General features: G+C 54.3%; 11 protein-coding genes. 5 read left to right on the top strand and 6 right to left on the bottom strand.

Annotated features, from left to right (window positions below):
* Positions 1-186 precede the first annotated feature (186 nt).
* The gene (gene trhA, locus DB48_RS15565) at positions 187-867 is read left to right on the top strand and encodes a PAQR family membrane homeostasis protein TrhA (protein ID WP_041511146.1); all 681 of its coding nucleotides are present in this window, start codon (positions 187-189) and stop codon (positions 865-867) included.
* Between the two features lie 86 nt (positions 868-953).
* Here the strand turns inward: trhA and DB48_RS15560 are convergent, their stop codons facing one another.
* The 5 genes from DB48_RS15560 to def form a co-directional block, all read right to left on the bottom strand.
* Positions 954-1,508, bottom strand: a complete 555-nt coding sequence (locus DB48_RS15560; protein WP_041511145.1) for a DTW domain-containing protein — start codon at positions 1,506-1,508, stop codon at positions 954-956.
* A 386-nt stretch (positions 1,509-1,894) separates the two neighbouring features.
* The gene (locus DB48_RS15555) at positions 1,895-5,026 is read right to left on the bottom strand and encodes an error-prone DNA polymerase (protein ID WP_041511144.1); all 3,132 of its coding nucleotides are present in this window, start codon (positions 5,024-5,026) and stop codon (positions 1,895-1,897) included.
* Entirely contained in the window at positions 5,026-6,834 is a 1,809-nt protein-coding gene (locus DB48_RS15550; RefSeq protein WP_041511143.1) for a Y-family DNA polymerase, read from the bottom strand. Before DB48_RS15550 ends, DB48_RS15555 begins: the two co-directional genes overlap by 1 nt.
* Entirely contained in the window at positions 6,835-7,635 is an 801-nt protein-coding gene (imuA, locus tag DB48_RS19730) for a translesion DNA synthesis-associated protein ImuA (protein ID WP_052813821.1), read from the bottom strand.
* A 525-nt stretch (positions 7,636-8,160) separates the two neighbouring features.
* A complete protein-coding gene (def, locus tag DB48_RS15540; RefSeq protein WP_041511142.1) occupies positions 8,161-8,652 on the bottom strand; it encodes a peptide deformylase in 492 nt (163 codons plus the stop codon).
* 178 nt (positions 8,653-8,830) lie between these two features.
* Between def and DB48_RS15535 the strand changes: the two genes are divergently transcribed.
* The 3 genes from DB48_RS15535 to DB48_RS15525 all read left to right on the top strand — a co-directional run bounded on the left by DB48_RS15535 (position 8,831) and on the right by DB48_RS15525 (position 12,235).
* Positions 8,831-10,552 (top strand): MFS transporter, encoded by a 1,722-nt coding sequence (locus DB48_RS15535; RefSeq protein WP_041511141.1) that lies wholly within the window; start codon positions 8,831-8,833, stop codon positions 10,550-10,552.
* A gap of 535 nt (positions 10,553-11,087) precedes the next feature.
* Positions 11,088-11,414 carry an MGMT family protein gene (locus tag DB48_RS15530; RefSeq protein WP_041511203.1) on the top strand — a complete coding sequence of 109 codons (327 nt, stop codon included), beginning with the start codon at positions 11,088-11,090 and terminating at the stop codon, positions 11,412-11,414.
* Between the two features lie 47 nt (positions 11,415-11,461).
* The gene (locus DB48_RS15525) at positions 11,462-12,235 is read left to right on the top strand and encodes a DUF3108 domain-containing protein (RefSeq protein WP_052813820.1); all 774 of its coding nucleotides are present in this window, start codon (positions 11,462-11,464) and stop codon (positions 12,233-12,235) included.
* Positions 12,236-12,354: 119 nt separating this feature from the next.
* Here the strand turns inward: DB48_RS15525 and DB48_RS15520 are convergent, their stop codons facing one another.
* Positions 12,355-13,146 (bottom strand): class II glutamine amidotransferase, encoded by a 792-nt coding sequence (locus DB48_RS15520; protein ID WP_041511139.1) that lies wholly within the window; start codon positions 13,144-13,146, stop codon positions 12,355-12,357.
* A 241-nt stretch (positions 13,147-13,387) separates the two neighbouring features.
* On the opposite strand from DB48_RS15520, the gene fadE reads away from it, so the two are divergent.
* Positions 13,388-15,835, top strand: a complete 2,448-nt coding sequence (gene fadE / locus DB48_RS15515; RefSeq protein ID WP_041511138.1) for an acyl-CoA dehydrogenase FadE — start codon at positions 13,388-13,390, stop codon at positions 15,833-15,835.
* The last annotated feature ends 181 nt before the right edge of the window (positions 15,836-16,016 follow it).

Genomic DNA, 16,016 nt, shown 5'->3' with positions numbered 1-16,016 from the left:
ACATGGTGGACAGAGTGAGATTTAAAAGCCAATATATTCAAACACTAAAACATAGCTACACAATTTAAGCGTACATATGTACGCTAAACCATTTATTTTGTGAAAGCTTGCTGTTAGACTCGCACTAATGAGGTCTAACCAGTTTTAGAGAGTGTAATGCCACCACAAACCATGCGGACACAAACAATGCCCCCCCAAGAGATCACCTTGGATACCCATCCCAGCTTAAGGACAAACGTCGCCCCCTATAGTCGGGCCGAAGAGCTAGCCAATGCCCTCAGTCATGGCCTGGGGGTTATTGCAGGGATCCTGGCATTGGTGTTTTCGCTACTCAAGGGATGGGACAGGCTAACCGATTTACAGCTTGGTGGATTGGCGCTCTACTGTTGGAGCATCATACTCCTGTTTCTCTGCTCTACCCTCTATCACAGCGTCTCCGCGCCCAAATTAAAACATCGACTCAAGATAGCCGATCACTGCGCCATCTATCTGCTGATCGCTGGCACCTACACTCCCCTGATGCAGATCCTGCTCGATAGTATCGAAGCCGATGCCATTCTAGTCGCCATCTGGGCGCTGGCTCTTGGTGGTATCCTGTTCAAGACGCTGTTTATTCATCGCTTCAAGGCCTTTAGCCTGGTGCTCTATCTGGTGATGGGCTGGTTGTGTGTCATAGTGATGAAACAACTGCTGGCGGCCATGAGCCCACTGGGTTTTCAGCTACTCTTGGCGGGCGGGATCTTCTACAGTGTCGGGGTGATCTTCTACGTGGGTAAACGCATCCCTTATAATCACGCCATCTGGCATCTGTTTGTCCTAGCCGGCGCCCTCAGTCACTTTTTATGCGTCTATCTAACGGTGATTTAATTCAGATAAGCTAACTCAAATAATCTAACTCAGCTGCGCTAACTCAGGTGCGTTAACCTAGGCGCTCTAATCCTAGTGCTCCAACCCTAGTGCTCCGACATAAAGGCGTCAAAGGCCTCATCGAGCTGCTGCGCCGCTTGGCTCATTCCAAAGCGATTCATCAGGCTAATGATGCACTCTATGGTGCACAGCCCCTCGGACAACTGATTACGCCTCAGACGATAACGGGAGGGCTTGCACTCTGCTAGGGTCAACCGTCTTGCCGCTTGCAGATAGGGCGTTTGGCGCACCATCTTTCTCGCTTCCTGCCAGGTGGCATCGAGAATGATCACCTGTCCTACGCCCTGCATCCCACACTGGTTAGCCTGGTTCTGCTCATTCAGAAATGACTCTGCCAGAAGTTGCACGGACGAGTCAGCCTCATCCACACTCTCCCCATTATCTGCCTGATCAAGGTTAGGTTCCTTGGGAAACAGCAACAGGGCATCACCCGACTCGCAGGCTTGTTTCAGCGCCTCATCGGGCGCAATCCGAGACCAGCGCACGCGGCGACAAAGTTCGGGAAAAGCGGCTAACGCCAGCTGGCCAGTGTTACTGGGGCGATCGTATTCCCGCTCGTGTGTTAGTAAGACAAACTTCACCCTTTCTCCTTCACTCTGTTACTTTTCACCCAGTTTTCCCTTCACTCTGTTTCTCTTTTCCCGTCTTCCTTTCACCCAAGCTCTTCCCTGGCGTTTTTATCCATGGAGCATTCTCAGCTATCATTCGGTGAAAAGCCTTGATGAAAGACGCTCTACCCTTAGGTGAAAGCCCCCTACCTAAAAAATAAGATGACAGAATAATGAAAGTAAAATGCAAGCGGTGAGTATACCTCAAAGTACTATGACAAATGCCATAACAAGAACCATAACAAGTACCATGACAAGCACCATAACTGAGTAACGCCAAGGCGCTCGGTGGAAAGGCACTCAGTAGAGAGGAAAACAGTGGAGAGGCAAACTGAGCACAGCTCCAAAGGCACTCGGCACTAACGAAAATCTCGCGAGCTTGACTCAAAATCATTCACCATGCCAGATAGGTCATCCAGTCTACCGGCAATAACATGTGATACACCAGATTGCGTCTCAAGTACGCCGGTTACCTTTAAAATTTTTGATGTTAGAAATGGCTGACGCTGCGCCCTGGCCGTGGCGCTCCAGACGATCACATTGATGTTGCCCGTCTCATCTTCCAGCGTCACGAAGGTGACGCCCGAGGCGGTTCCCGGACGCTGACGTCCCACTACCACTCCGGCCACGCGAACCAGCTGCCCGTGACGACAACCTGATAGCTCCGCGGCGCGCAGACAGCCTTTAAATGGCATCTGCTTCCTGAGCTGTGCCATCACATGGCGCCCCAGGCTGAGTCCCAGGTGGCGATAATCACTCTGCATGGCCGCCATCTCGCTGGGAGGCGCCAACACCACCTGGCTAGAAGCTGGCGGCAGTTCATCAAACAGCGGCAGGCTCGGCTGATAGGCACTGAGTTGCCAGCGTGCCTGATACCTGTGTCCAGCCAGGCTCAACAGGGCATCGGCGCTGGCCAGTAGGGTCAGACAGCCCTGAGACAGACCTATCTCATAGAGCTGCTCGACTCGCTTAAAGCCCCCCTCTGGGCGCGCCTGGATAAGCACCTTGATATCCTCATGCCTCAGGCCTTTGACCTGACGAAATCCTAGGCGGATCGCCGGTTCCTCGCCTTCTTGCAGGCTCACCAGACTATTCTCCCAGTCGCTGTGATTGACGCATACCGGCAACACCATGACATGGTGACGTAACACATCCTGGATCAGCTGTGACGGGCTGTAAAACCCCATGGGTTGACTGTTGAGTAAGGCGCAGCAGAAGGCCGCCGGATAATGATGCTTAAGATAGGCCGACACATAGGCCAGCAGGGCGAAGCTGGCCGAATGGGACTCGGGAAAACCGTACTCGCCGAAGCCCTTGATCTGCCGGTAAATCTGCTCGGCAAATGTTTGGCTGTAGCCGCGCGCCGCCATCCCCTTGAGTAACTTAGCCTCAAACTTATCCAGCTCACCGGTGCGTTTCCAGCTTGCCATCGCTCGGCGCAGCTGATCCGCCTCACCGCCGCTAAAACCGGCAGCCACCATGGCCAGCTGGATCACCTGCTCCTGAAAGATAGGCACGCCCATGGTGCGAGATAACACGGACTCGACCGCCGGGCTAGGATACTCCACCGCTTCCAGGCCGTCCCTTCGTCTCAGGTAGGGATGCACCATATCCCCCTGGATTGGTCCTGGCCTGACGATGGCGATCTGCACCACGAGGTCGTAATAGCAGGCAGGCTTAAGCCTTGGCAGCATGGCACTCTGGGCCCGGGACTCGACCTGAAACACGCCTATGCTGTCGCCCTTCTGCAGCATACGATAGACCTCGGCCTCCTCCCAGACCACATCGGCCATGGAAAAGCCTTTCCCGGGCCGGCTCAGCAAGGCAAAGGTCTTGCGAATCGCCGTCAACATACCCAGCGCCAGGATATCCACCTTGAGCAGCCCCAGGGTCTCTAGATCATCTTTATCCCACTGGATCACGGTGCGCTCCGCCATGGCCGCATTTTCAATGGGCACCAGCTCAGACAAGGGGCCCGCCGAGATGATAAAACCGCCTACGTGCTGTGACAGGTGACGGGGAAAACCGATCAGCGTCTGCACCAGGGGCAGCAACATGCGTCCGCGCCCCGAGTCTGGCAGCATGGCGGCCAGCTGAGTCGTCCAGTGATGCTTGGGATCCCGGCGATCTATACGCTTAATCATCAGGGCGATCTGCTCGGCATCTATCCCCAACGCCTTGCCCACATCGCCCATGGCACTCTTGAAACGGTAGCAGATCACCGCCGCGGCAAGCGCGGTACGCTCACGGCCATATTTGCGGTAGATATACTGGATCACCTCCTCGCGCCGCTCATGCTCGAAGTCCACGTCGATATCCGGCGGCTCGTTACGCTCCTTAGAGATAAAGCGTTCGAACAACATGTTGATCTTAGTGGGATCCACCTCGGTGATCCCCAGGCAGTAACAGACCACAGAGTTCGCCGCCGAGCCTCGCCCCTGATAGAGGATCTGCTGGGATTTGGCGAAACAGACGATGTCATAGATGGTGAGAAAGAAATACTCATAGGCCATCGCCGCAATCAATTGCAGCTCCTTCTCATATTGCATCTTCACCTTAGCGGGCACCCCGGCCGGAAAACGCCGTTTGGCCCCTTCCCGCACCGCCTGCGCCAGATACTCACTGGCCTGCATGCCCGCTGGTACCACCTCCACCGGGTACTCATATTTGAGTTCATCCAGGGAAAAATGACAGCGACGGGCCAGCGCCAGGGCGTTATCGATCCACGCCTGAGGGTAGCGTTTACGCTGCGCCGCTATTGGCTTGAGGCTGGCTTCGGCGTTGATGGAGCATAGGGCCGCACCGCTGTCGAGATCCCGCCCATGGGCGATACAGGTCAAGATATCGAGCAGCGGCTGACGCTCCGCCTCATGCATGCGCACGCCTCCGGCCGCCACACAGGGGATCGCCTGGGCCTGACTCAGCCATTGCCATTGCTGTAGGTTAAGTGCCTCTCCCGGCAGCAAGAGTCGCTCCATCAAGAGATGCAGGCGTCCCGAAAAGGCCGAAACCAGCCGTGAGGCTATGCCTCCTATGTGCTCACGATAGCGAGATAACATATCGGGCTCTGCGCTCGCCCCCCCACTGCCTTGCCTAAACTGCGCCAGTGTCGGTGGCCGCCACAGCAGTAGGCTCTGTTGCTGTGCTAGGATAGCCTCTAGGCTCACCCTATACTCGCCCTTACCCTGACTCCGTCTGGCCTGGGTGATCAGGGCGCTGATCTCGCCATAGGCCAGACGACTGGGCGCCAGCAGCACAAACAGCCCCTCATCGAGATGAAACTCGGCGCCCAAGATCAACTTTAGATCGCAGCGCTTAGCCGCCTCATGGGCCTTGACCACTCCGGCGAAAGAACATTCGTCGGTCAACGCCAGCGCCTGATAGCCCAGGCGCTTGGCCTGCTCCACCAGCTCATGGGGGTGAGAGGCCCCCCGCAAAAAGCTGTAGTTGGAGAGAGCGTGTAATTCGGCGTACTGTGATTGGGTGCGCATTAACCAAACCATCCCTGCAGGAATAAGCCCTCAGGCGTGCGAAACACCCAGCAGAGTCCGCCATGATGTCGACGGGCAAGATAATAATCCCGCGGCGGACTCGCCGACCAGGGGCTATGCAGCCGCTCCGGCCCCTTGAGCAGGCTCACCGACTCCTGCGCAATTGGCTCAGGCTGACGCAGTAACCAATTGGGCCGAATGCGGCCGTCACACAGGCCATGAAACAGATCCGTAAACAAGGTCGCCTCCTCGCTCAGCGCACGGGTCTTCCCCTGATAGCTGGCCCTTGGCTCGGCGCACAGGTTGCTCCCTGAGACCATAGCATCCTGACTCGCCCCCTTGCGCCCTTGGGCATCCAGACGGTTTTGAGAAAGGCTGCGGCTCTGCCAGCTCTGCTCCGGCAGGTGATGACTGTGATTCTCAAGTCCCTTAACCTTGTCTGCCCCTAAACGCGCCTCAAGCAGGGATAACAGACGCATACTGGCATCGCTCTTCCCCTCACCCTGCCACCAATGGGGTGTCTGCACCGACAGTGCCACCAGCGTATCGGCCTGAATCGCCAGGCTAGTCACCGGCGACTCCAGGGTAAGACGCTCCAGTTGCACGCGGCAAAGCTTCAGCAGGGCGTCGGCCCTATGTTCGGCGAAGGGGTAACGGATCTCACAGCGCAGCGGGGCTAGATTCAGATCGCGAAACACTAAGGTTAATGACAGCGCCAGCACCGCCTGTTGACGCTGTACAAGATAGGCCGATAGCGTCCCTAGCATACGCCCAAGGGGAAAGGCCAAGCCTTCGAGGTGACTCACCTCATAGAGCAAGGCCAGCTTGTGGCGATAAGACTCAGGCACCTGATAAAACTCATGCACCTGGGGTAGCTGACCTTTGAGGCAAGCCAGTAGGGTCAGCACGGTCTCGCCAAAACGCTCACCAAGCTCCTTGAGCGGCAAGGTAAGCAGCGCCTTAACCTGGGTCAGCCCCATATTCTCAAGGGCCTGCAACACATGTTGCGGCAATGGCAAGACTGAAACCGGCAATGACGCGATTTGGGCGAGAGTGATCTGAACAAGCTCCTCTTGTGATAGCTCCTCCTGTGATAGCCCCTCCTGACCATAGGCCTGGTGTGCTAACACCTCGGGGGCTACTTCTTCAATCTCTGCGCCTTGGGGATAGGCAGACGCGACTGACATGCCCTGCGGCTCATTGTCTTGCAGTAATCGCGTATTCTCTTGTGACAACGGCTCATTCTCTTGTGACAGCGGCTTATAGTCATCTGATGGCTCACCGGCCTGCCAGAACATAGGCCGGTATCTGGCCCCCAGCTGAGCCAGCAGTGCATTCTCCCCCAGAGCAAACTGGCACTCGAGCCCATAACCCTGGGCTGTCTTATGATACTGGCTGATGAGTCTCTCCAGGCCGCCGAAAACCTTCGCCATCGAGCCGACCTCCAGCAGCAAGATGTCTGTCAGGCCCGGCGACTCATTCGGTTTCTTCTGCCTGACCTGCTGGAACGGGCAGACGGGCGGCACGACCCTGGCGCTGTAACCATAGCTCCACTGGCACAGCCAATGGCTGGCCTCCTGACTCAAAGAGGGCTCATAGGCTAATAACTGCAGCGATGGACTCAGCGCCTGGGCGGTCGCCAGACTCTGACCCGTTTCAACCCCCAGCTTAGCCGCGACGCTTGAGGCGATAAGGATCTGACTGGACTGACGCTCGAAGAGGGCCAGCTCGCTGTCGCGTGGCAAACCTTGATGGTAGCCTTGATACTGAAGTAACCAGTGAGGGAAATAGACCGCAAGCCACAGCATCTAAGCACTCCAGGGACCTTGCAAGACTTGGGCGCTCTCCTGAGGCTTATCCAGCTTCCTATCCAGCTCATCCTCCCATTTCTTCTGTCCCCTCTCTGTAGCCACATCGAGCATCAGGCTCTGAGCCAATAGCTCGGGCAGAAGCGATAAGGAAAAACGCGGCGCCGGCCAACCACCACGGCGCTTTAAAATATCTACCTGGGTCTCGAGCGGCCTATCTGTTCCTGCCTCGGTGTTAGCCTGCAAGGCGATACGCAGCGGCACGGGATGGGCCTGCTCCTTCATCTTATCTGGCAGATAACAGAGACACAGACTCTCGCCCTTCTCGCAGGCAAGCTGCAAGCGCCTGGCCTGACTGACACTGAGCTCCTTAAGCCAACATAAGACCAGAGGCGAGACGCCGCTAGTTAAGATCTGCTCGAGCGCCCATAGCTGCTCCTTCACCGTCTGGGTGTCGATCCACAAGAGGCGGCTGATATCTATCCCCTGCATCGCTAACGCTTGGGGATAAGGCACGTGAGGCGGCGCCACCAGGCTCACCAGCCCGGCAGCACTGCCTTCGGGCGATATGTTAGGGATCAGGCGGCGCATCAGCGGCAGTACAAGGCTCAGCTCGCCAATCCCCTCGCTGGCAGAGAAGATCTCGCATAGCCCCTGATTAGGCCAGCCTCCCTGCCCTAGATGGCGATTAAGCTCGGGATAACCGCTATCCTGCCCCTCTTGCTGGGGATGATAGGCGTCGCCACGCCAAAGATCGGCGCGTTGGAGTAAACGTTCAAGTTGAAGATCTGCCAAGGCCATGATGCACCCGCTCTCATTCGATTCGCTTAAGGGATGGCTGAGTTGTGAGCCCTGAGTTGTTAACACTAAGATGCCAAGAGCTAATCGTGACTCAATCATGATCTAGTCACGACTGAACCGCGACTTAAGCGCAACTTTACCGCGTCTGAGTGACAGAGCCACGACATAAATCTGGCATCTTTCCCAGGCAGCCCTAACCCTGCTTACCTTAAACATGGAAATCGAAATAATACTGTATATAAATACAGTATATTTATAAATGGGCAGATCGCAAGCCCGAAAACGGGTGCTCGTTCGAGATCCTTCCACTGCTTGACGGCGCCAGCCGCACTCTCTGCCCTAGCCTCTGTCTCTTCCTCAACCTTAAGCAAGAGGGTAAGCTAGGCACTGATTTTTATCGGTGGATAAAGATAGCTGTTTAACGACAATCCGTTGCAGTAGCTCATTGAAGCCAAGGAGCGGGACTCACACCGTGCAGGCACAAAAAAACCACCCTAAGGTGGCTTTATCGGTTATCGGCGTCGATCAACGGTATTTCTTGACCTTCTTGAGCGCGATCTGCTGCTTCAGCGGCGACAGATGCTCGATAAAGACCTTACCGTCGAGATGATCCATCTCGTGTTGCAGCACGATGGCCAGGAAATCATCGCTCTCTATTTCAAAGGCCTCACCCTGACGGTTGAGCGCCTTGACCTTTACCTTCTCGAAACGGGTCACCTTGGCACGGTAACCTGGAATAGAGAGACAGCCCTCTTCGCCGACAATCTCACCCGAACGCTCGACGAACTCTGGATTGATCACCACCATGGGCTGATCGCGATCCTCAGACAGATCGATCACTAAGATAGCGTGTTCACTGCCCACCTGGGTGGCGGCTAGCCCTATGCCGTCGTCTGTGTGGTACATGGTTTCGATCAGATCATCGATAAAACCTTGCACGGCGGCAATGTCTTCTACGGGCTTGGCCTTACGTTTCAGGCGCTCATCAGGAATGGTCAATATATCGAGTACAGGCATAGTCTCAGGTTCTGGTTAATCAAATTTGGCATATAAAGTGGCGCCATTATGACCTAAATCACATTAAAGGCAACCGCAATCGATGCTTCCTCGCCACCTCAACAACCCGCCGACTTGTATTTCATTACCCAAGCCGATAGCATGAAAAGACAAATGTATACAATATACGAGAATAATAATGTCGAACCCTACACGTACCCCCTTGCCCAGCACCTTCTATGTGGCCAATACCATGGAGATCTTCGAGCGACTCGCCTGGTATGGCTTCTTTACCCTCTCCTCCCTCTACATGACCTCTCCCGCCCACCAAGGCGGACTGGGCTTTAGCGAGCAGGAGCGTGGCCTGTTGCAGGGAATGATCCCCTTCTTTCTCTATCTGTTTCCTGTGCTGACCGGCGCTCTCGCCGACCGTTACGGTTACCGCAAGATGTTTCTCATCGCCTACGCCATCATGTGCCCCAGTTATTTTCTGCTGGGTCAGGTAAGTAGCTTTAGCGGCTTCTTCATTGCCTTCATGGGGGTCGCCATCGGCGCAGCCTGCTTTAAACCTGTGGTGACAGGCACTGTGGCGCGTACCACAGATCATACCAACCGCGGCCTGGGTTTTGGCATCTTCTATATGATGGTGAACGTGGGTGGTTTCCTCGGCCCTTTCATCGCCGGCTATGTACGCGCCATCAGCTGGGACTGGGTCTTCATCATGTCGGCAATCTGGATCGGCATAAATTTCATTCCGGCGCTCTTCTTCTATCACGAGCCGACCGATCCTCACCAGCAGCGGGGCAAGTCACTGTCTCAGGTATTCAGGGACATTCAAGAGGTGCTGGGCAACGCTCGTTTCGCCCTGCTGTTTTTCGGCACCTTAGTGATCTTGCTCTCCTACGGCGCCAAGTGGATCAGCGGCGAGCAGTGCCTGACCATCTACCTGGTGTGGTTTAGCCTGCATATGATCTGGAATGCCCTCGCCAAATCTGACAAGCAACAGCCCTGGTATAGACAGAAGATCGCCCTTGGCAACAAGCCCTTCGTGATCTACCTGCTTATCCTCTCCGGCTTCTGGATGGTCTACCAACAGATCTTCATCACCCTGCCCATCTATATTCGCGATTTTGTCGATACCTCGGACCTAGTCGCCATGCTCGCCCCCTGGCCCGGACTGCTCGACTTCTTCGCCCCCGTGGATATCACTCTGCTCGGTGACGAACTGCTTGGCGCGGCAAAGGCCTATGGCGCCGGTAGCCTGAGCCTATCAGACGCCTATTTCGATCTGGTGCATGCCAAGGTGATGATCCCAAGAGAAGAACTCGGGGCAGCCTTAGGGACTATCGCGCAAGCGCCAGAGCTCGTCAGTCAATATGCCCAGCAGTTTGCCCTGCAGTATCGCCAGATAAACCCCGAGTACCTTATCGGGCTCAATTTTCTCTCTATCGTGCTGATGCAGGTGATGGTGAGCCGCATCGCCGAACGATTCAGTCCGCTGCCGGTTTTGGTGGCTGGCACCCTGATTCTAGGGCTAGGCACGGCGCTGGGGGGCCTCGCCCACGGCATACTCATGGGCGGCGCCATGGTACTCACCTCCATCTTGGTATTCTCCATCGGCGAGATGGTGGCCTCACCTAAGAGCCAGGAATATGTAGCCAGCTTTGCCCCGCAGGATAAGAAGGCGATGTTTATGGGTTACTACTTTGTCTCATCGGCCATCGGCTTCTTGCTGGCCGGCCCGCTATCTGGCTACCTCTACGCCGAGGTCGCCAAGGGCGCAAACCAGCCCCCCTTAATGTGGTACATCATAGGCGGATTCGGTCTGCTGGCCGCCATAGGGCTGGTGCTGTTTCATCGTATCGGTGCCAAACAGGCGTTATCGCCGGCGCAGCCTAATGCCTTAGGCGCACACAGCTAGTCGACAGATGCCAGTTAAAAAAGCTAGTCGAAAACGCTTATCAAAAAAGGTGAGATTTATCTCGGTATTAGCACACAGGCAATAAACCGATGATCAAGCAACAGACAGGTCAAAGCCCCATCGACCTGTCTGTCATCCCACTCCATCCATGCTCAAGCTAATACCTGCGACGGTTATACCTTCAAGCCTTCACTTCACTCACCCCGTTACCCTTAGAAATTATCTAGAAACTGGTTTACTATCAGAACATAGCCATTGCATCTGCAAACACCTGGCAAGACACATTCAACTCAGGCTAATACCAATCACAGTAAGTATTTGATCAGAAATGGCGCAGGAAAAGCGCTTGAGAACAAAGCAAGATTTTTAGATAAGTAGTTATTCTACAATTAAAAATATTAATGCAGTTATCGAGCGTTTTAACAAGCTAGAATGATCCATTATTTATTACGATTGGTATAACTAGCATTACCGTGACGATAAGATGCCTTAGGGCCAGAACGGAGGCAGCGTGAATCAGACACAGTTATCGCCCATGGCCAAGATATGGCACGTGGTTGCCCTGATCCCCGAGGGGCAAGTCAGCTCCTATGGCAAGATAGCCGATCTCGCCGGCCTCCCCGGGCGAGCACGCTATGTCTCTCGCGCCCTCAAGATGGCGCCCGATACGCTAGCGCTCCCCTGGCATAGAGTGATCAACAGCCAGGGCAAGATCGCCTTTCCCGAGACCAGCCCCCATTTTATCGAGCAGATGCAGAGATTAAGAAGTGAAGCGATAGAAGTGAACCGAGGTCGGGTAAAGCTGTCCAAGTATGAGTGGCAGCCGGATCTGGCGACCCTAGTGTTTGCATTACCCTTTTAACTTATCGTGACCGGGAGAAGGCCTTGTCGATATTCAAATCCGCACTCATGATTTCATCTTTCTGTGCCATTGCCTTAAGCGCGCAGGCCGATGAATCCCCCTTGACCCCGCACACGGCGGAGTATCAGGTGAACTATGGCAGCATAGAACTGGGCAAGGCACGCTATCAACTGCCCCCCCCCCAGGATAACTTGTACCAATACCGCTTCGACAGCGATGTCAGCCTGCTGATGCTATGGGATAAGCGCACCGTCATCAGCACCTTCAGCGAGGAGGGAGGACAGCTGGTGCCCATGCGTTATATCCATAACCGCAGCGGTACCGGCTCAGACTATCAGGAGCAGTCGGCCTATGTGCTCGATCAGCAACTGGTGCACAGTCGCTACAAGGATGAAAGGGCTAAGTTTCCCTATGCGCAGGATCTCTTCGATCCCCTGATGGTACAACTGCAGTTTAGGCTCGATATCATGAAAGGCAGCGACAAGCTGCACTACAAGATGCTCAAGAGCGGCGAGATCGATGAATATGACTTCAAGGTGGTCAGTAAGGAGCGCATGGTGCTCCCGAGCGGCACCTATGAGACAGTCAAGATAGAAGTGGTGCGTGACAACGATAAGCGCCAAACCTTTTTCTGGATGTCCCCCAAACTCGGCTACCTGCCCGTCAGACTCACCCACTTCGAGAAAGGCAGCAAACAGCTGGATATCCAGCTGCTAAATTATCACTACAGCGAGCCGATCATGGCGCAAACCGATAAACAAACCACGGAGCAGCCAAAAGTCGCGGCCGATACGCCGCCCCAGACTCCGCCAAAGTCATAACTAGGGTCATAACCAAAGTCATAGCAAGAGTCATAGCAAGAGTCAATTGCGGCAAAGCTTACGCGAGCAGCATTAAAAAAGGGGCCTTAGGCCCCTTCTTTTATTAAACGCTTAGCCGACTAGTCGTCGGTCTCTTGGCTTAAGACAATCTCGCCCCGGGCAAACAGCTTCCACTCTCCCGGCTTTAAAATGTACCAATCTTCATTATCGGTCAGCGGCCTAGTGGCGATAACGGTTACGATATCGTTAGGCGTGGTCTCCTTATCGAAATCGATCACCACATCGGTATCGATAAGCTTGGCCTTGCCAAAGGGGGCTCGGCGGGTAATGTGGCACAGATTGTTACTGCAATAACTCATCAGATGCTCACCATCGCTTAAGATCATGTTAAACACCCCGAGGGCACGGATCTCATCGGCCAAGGTGGCGATAAACCGATACACGGGCAGCAGATCCGCTGGCGCCTCATCACCAAAGCGCTCGACCACCTTCTCTAAAATCCAGCAAAACGCCTGCTCGCTATCGGTATCGCCGACTGGCTGATAGCGTTTCACGGCAAATTTTTGCTGATAATCGCTCAGCTGACCATTATGGGCATAGGTCCAATAACGTCCCCACAATTCGCGGGTAAAGGGATGGGTATTTTCCAGCGACACACAACCGCGGTTCGCCTGACGAATATGACTCACCACCACTTCACTTTTAATGGGGTAGGACTTGATCAACTGCGCCACATGAGACTGACTGCTGGGGGTAGCATCCTTAAAGGTGCGACTGCCCTTACCCTCATAGAAGGTGATCCCCCAACCATCGACGTGTGGCCCGGTGACGCCACCACGCTCTGCCAGCCCGGTAAAACTAAATACGATATCAGTGGGCACATTGGCACTCATGGCCAGCAACTCACACATAAAAAGACACCTTCACTCTAAAATTGCTTATCTTGATTAATTCTAACGACTTGACCCAATTTGTGGAATCCTCGCCTCAACAAAAAAGTTAAACAATTGTTTGAAAAATGCTTGTATAAAACCCGCCATAGGGTTAGATTTTATGCGACACAGGTCTGACCAGCATCTATAATTGTGATAATGGTCATATAAAAAATGCTGACATCGAGCAGCTTTCGGTCGCTATTTAAGGAGAATTACCGTGACTAGCTTACTTTGGATTTTTGTGATGCTCTTTGCATTAGGCGCCTTAGCCTACCTTAGAGTATCCCTGCTGACCTCGACCATCATCGCGGCTATCGTGATGGCGCTGGGTACAGCAACCGCAAGCATTTCCCCTCTTGCCTGGCTGGTCTTTTTGGCCATCGCCCTTCCCATCAATATAGGTGCCTTCAGAAAAAGCGTGATCACCCGTCCGCTACTGAAACTCTATAAAGGGATCATGCCGGAGATGTCTTCCACCGAGAAAGAAGCGATCGAAGCCGGTACCACATGGTGGGAAGCGGATCTCTTTGCCGGTAAACCCAACTGGAAGAAGCTTCACAACTACCCTGTCGCCCGCCTAACTGCCGAAGAGCAGGCGTTTATAGAAGGCCCGGTAGAGGAAGTGTGTAAGATGCTCAACCAGCATCAGGTTTCTCACCAACTCGGCGATCTGCCAGAGTCTATCTGGCAATACCTCAAAGACAACGGCTTCTTCGCCATGATCATCAAGAAGAAATATGGTGGTCTGGAATTCTCTGCCTATGCCCAGTCTCGCGTACTACAAAAGCTGGCGGGCGTTAGCAGCGAGCTGGCATCTACCGTGGGCGTACCCAACTCACTAGGCCCTGGCGAGCTGCTACAACACTACGGTACCCCGGCGCAGCAAGATCATTATCTGCCTCGTCTGGCTAAAGGCCTGGAAGTCCCCTGTTTTGCCCTTACCAGCCCGGAAGCGGGCTCGGATGCAGGCGCAATTCCCGACTTCGGTATCGTCTGTAAAGGCCAATGGCAAGGCGAAGAAGTGCTGGGCATGAAGCTTACCTGGAACAAGCGTTATATCACCCTGGCGCCGATCGCTACCGTGCTGGGTCTGGCCTTTAAGCTGCAAGATCCCGACAAGCTACTGGGCGACAAGGAAGAGCTCGGCATCACCTGCGCCCTGATCCCAACGGATGTGCCAGGTGTCGAAACCGGTCGTCGTCACTTCCCGCTGAACTGTATGTTCCAAAATGGTCCGACGCGCGGTAACGAAGTATTTGTGCCACTGGATTTCATCATAGGTGGTCCAGAGATGGCCGGTCAGGGCTGGCGCATGCTGGTCGAGTGCCTCTCGGTTGGTCGCGGCATCACCCTGCCCTCTAACTCTGCAGGCGGTATCAAGACCGCAGCCGTGGCCACTGGTGCCTACGCCCGTATTCGTCGTCAATTCAAGCTGCCTATCGGTAAGCTGGAGGGGATCGAAGAGCCGATGGCTCGTATCGGCGGTAACGCCTACCTGATGGACGCGGTCACCACGCTGACGACCACAGGTATCGATCTCGGCGAGAAGCCTTCGGTGATCTCAGCCATCGTCAAATATCACCTGACTGACAGAATGCAGAAATGCGTCATCGACGCCATGGACATTCACGGCGGTAAGGGTGTGTGTCTGGGTGAAAACAACTACCTGGGACGCGGCTATCAGGCGGCACCTATCGCCATTACCGTTGAAGGCGCGAACATCCTGACCCGCTCGATGATCATCTATGGTCAAGGGGCCATTCGTTGCCATCCTTATGTCTTAGCCGAGATGGAAGCGGCGTTTGATCCGGACCTTAATAAGTCGCTGAACGATTTTGACTCTGCCCTCTTTGGTCATATCGGCTTCACCACCAGCAACCTGGTGCGCAGCTTCTGGCTAGGCCTGACCTCGAGCTACTTCTCAAATAGCCCATACAAGGACAAGACCAAGCGTTACTATCAGCACATGAACCGTTTCAGCGCCAACCTGGCACTGCTATCGGATCTGGCCATGGCGACCCTTGGCGGTGGACTCAAGCGTAAAGAGCGTGTCTCGGCGCGTCTGGGTGATCTGCTAAGTCAGCTCTATCTGGCTTCTGCCACCCTGAAGCGTTATCAGGACGAAGGCCGCCAGAGTGAAGATCTCGCGCTGGTTCAGTGGGCGGTTGAAGATGCCCTCTACAAGCTGCAAGACTCGCTAGACGATCTGCTTAACAACTTCCCTATGGGACTGGGCCGTGTACTGAGAGTCATACTCTTCCCATTTGGCCGTCCAATTAAGCGTCCAAGCGACGTGCTGGACCATAAGGTGGCTAAGATCATGCAAACCCCTTGTGCCAGCCGTGATCGCCTGGGTAAGGGCCAATTCTGGACCCCATCGCCTTTCAATGCTGTGGGTATTCAGGAGCAGACCTTTAAAGATATTCTCGCCTGTGAGCCATTGCACGATAAGATCTGCAAGGCGACCGGTAAGCGTCACCCCTTCATGTGGCTGGATAAACTCGCTGCCGAAGGTAAGGCGCTGGGGATCTTAAGCGATGAGGAAGTGGTACTGCTCGAGCGCGCCGAAATAGGCCGCATGAAGTCAATCAACGTCGATGACTTCGCCCCAGAAGAACTTAGAGCCCAGACCCTGAGCGATGAGACGCAAAATCAGGCGGCCTGAACTAAAGCCGATTAGATAGGCATCATCAAACCACAAAAAAGGAGGCTAATGCCTCCTTTTTTATTTTCCGCTCGTGAGCTTTAAAACATTATACCAATCACAGTAAATATGTGATCAGGAGTAGCGCAGGAAAAACCCTTGAAAAAAAGCAGAATTTTTAGATAAGTCGTTATTCTACAAT

This window comes from Shewanella sp. cp20, assembly GCF_000832025.1.
Lineage (GTDB): Bacteria > Pseudomonadota > Gammaproteobacteria > Enterobacterales > Shewanellaceae > Shewanella.
Note: the sequence above shows the minus strand (reverse complement) of the source record. Positions and strands in the feature narration are given on the sequence as shown.

Bases quoted from the DNA above. Each gene is read 5' to 3' on its own strand.
- trhA (WP_041511146.1), top strand. From the start codon at position 187: ATGCCCCCCCAAGAGATCACCTTGGATACCCATCCCAGCTTAAGGACA.
- DB48_RS15555 (WP_041511144.1), bottom strand. From the start codon at position 5,026: ATGCGCACCCAATCACAGTACGCCGAATTACACGCTCTCTCCAACTAC.
- DB48_RS15550 (WP_041511143.1), bottom strand. From the start codon at position 6,834: ATGCTGTGGCTTGCGGTCTATTTCCCTCACTGGTTACTTCAGTATCAA.
- imuA (WP_052813821.1), bottom strand. From the start codon at position 7,635: ATGGCCTTGGCAGATCTTCAACTTGAACGTTTACTCCAACGCGCCGAT.
- def (WP_041511142.1), bottom strand. From the start codon at position 8,652: ATGCCTGTACTCGATATATTGACCATTCCTGATGAGCGCCTGAAACGT.
- DB48_RS15535 (WP_041511141.1), top strand. From the start codon at position 8,831: ATGTCGAACCCTACACGTACCCCCTTGCCCAGCACCTTCTATGTGGCC.
- DB48_RS15530 (WP_041511203.1), top strand. From the start codon at position 11,088: ATGGCCAAGATATGGCACGTGGTTGCCCTGATCCCCGAGGGGCAAGTC.
- DB48_RS15525 (WP_052813820.1), top strand. From the start codon at position 11,462: ATGATTTCATCTTTCTGTGCCATTGCCTTAAGCGCGCAGGCCGATGAA.
- DB48_RS15520 (WP_041511139.1), bottom strand. From the start codon at position 13,146: ATGTGTGAGTTGCTGGCCATGAGTGCCAATGTGCCCACTGATATCGTA.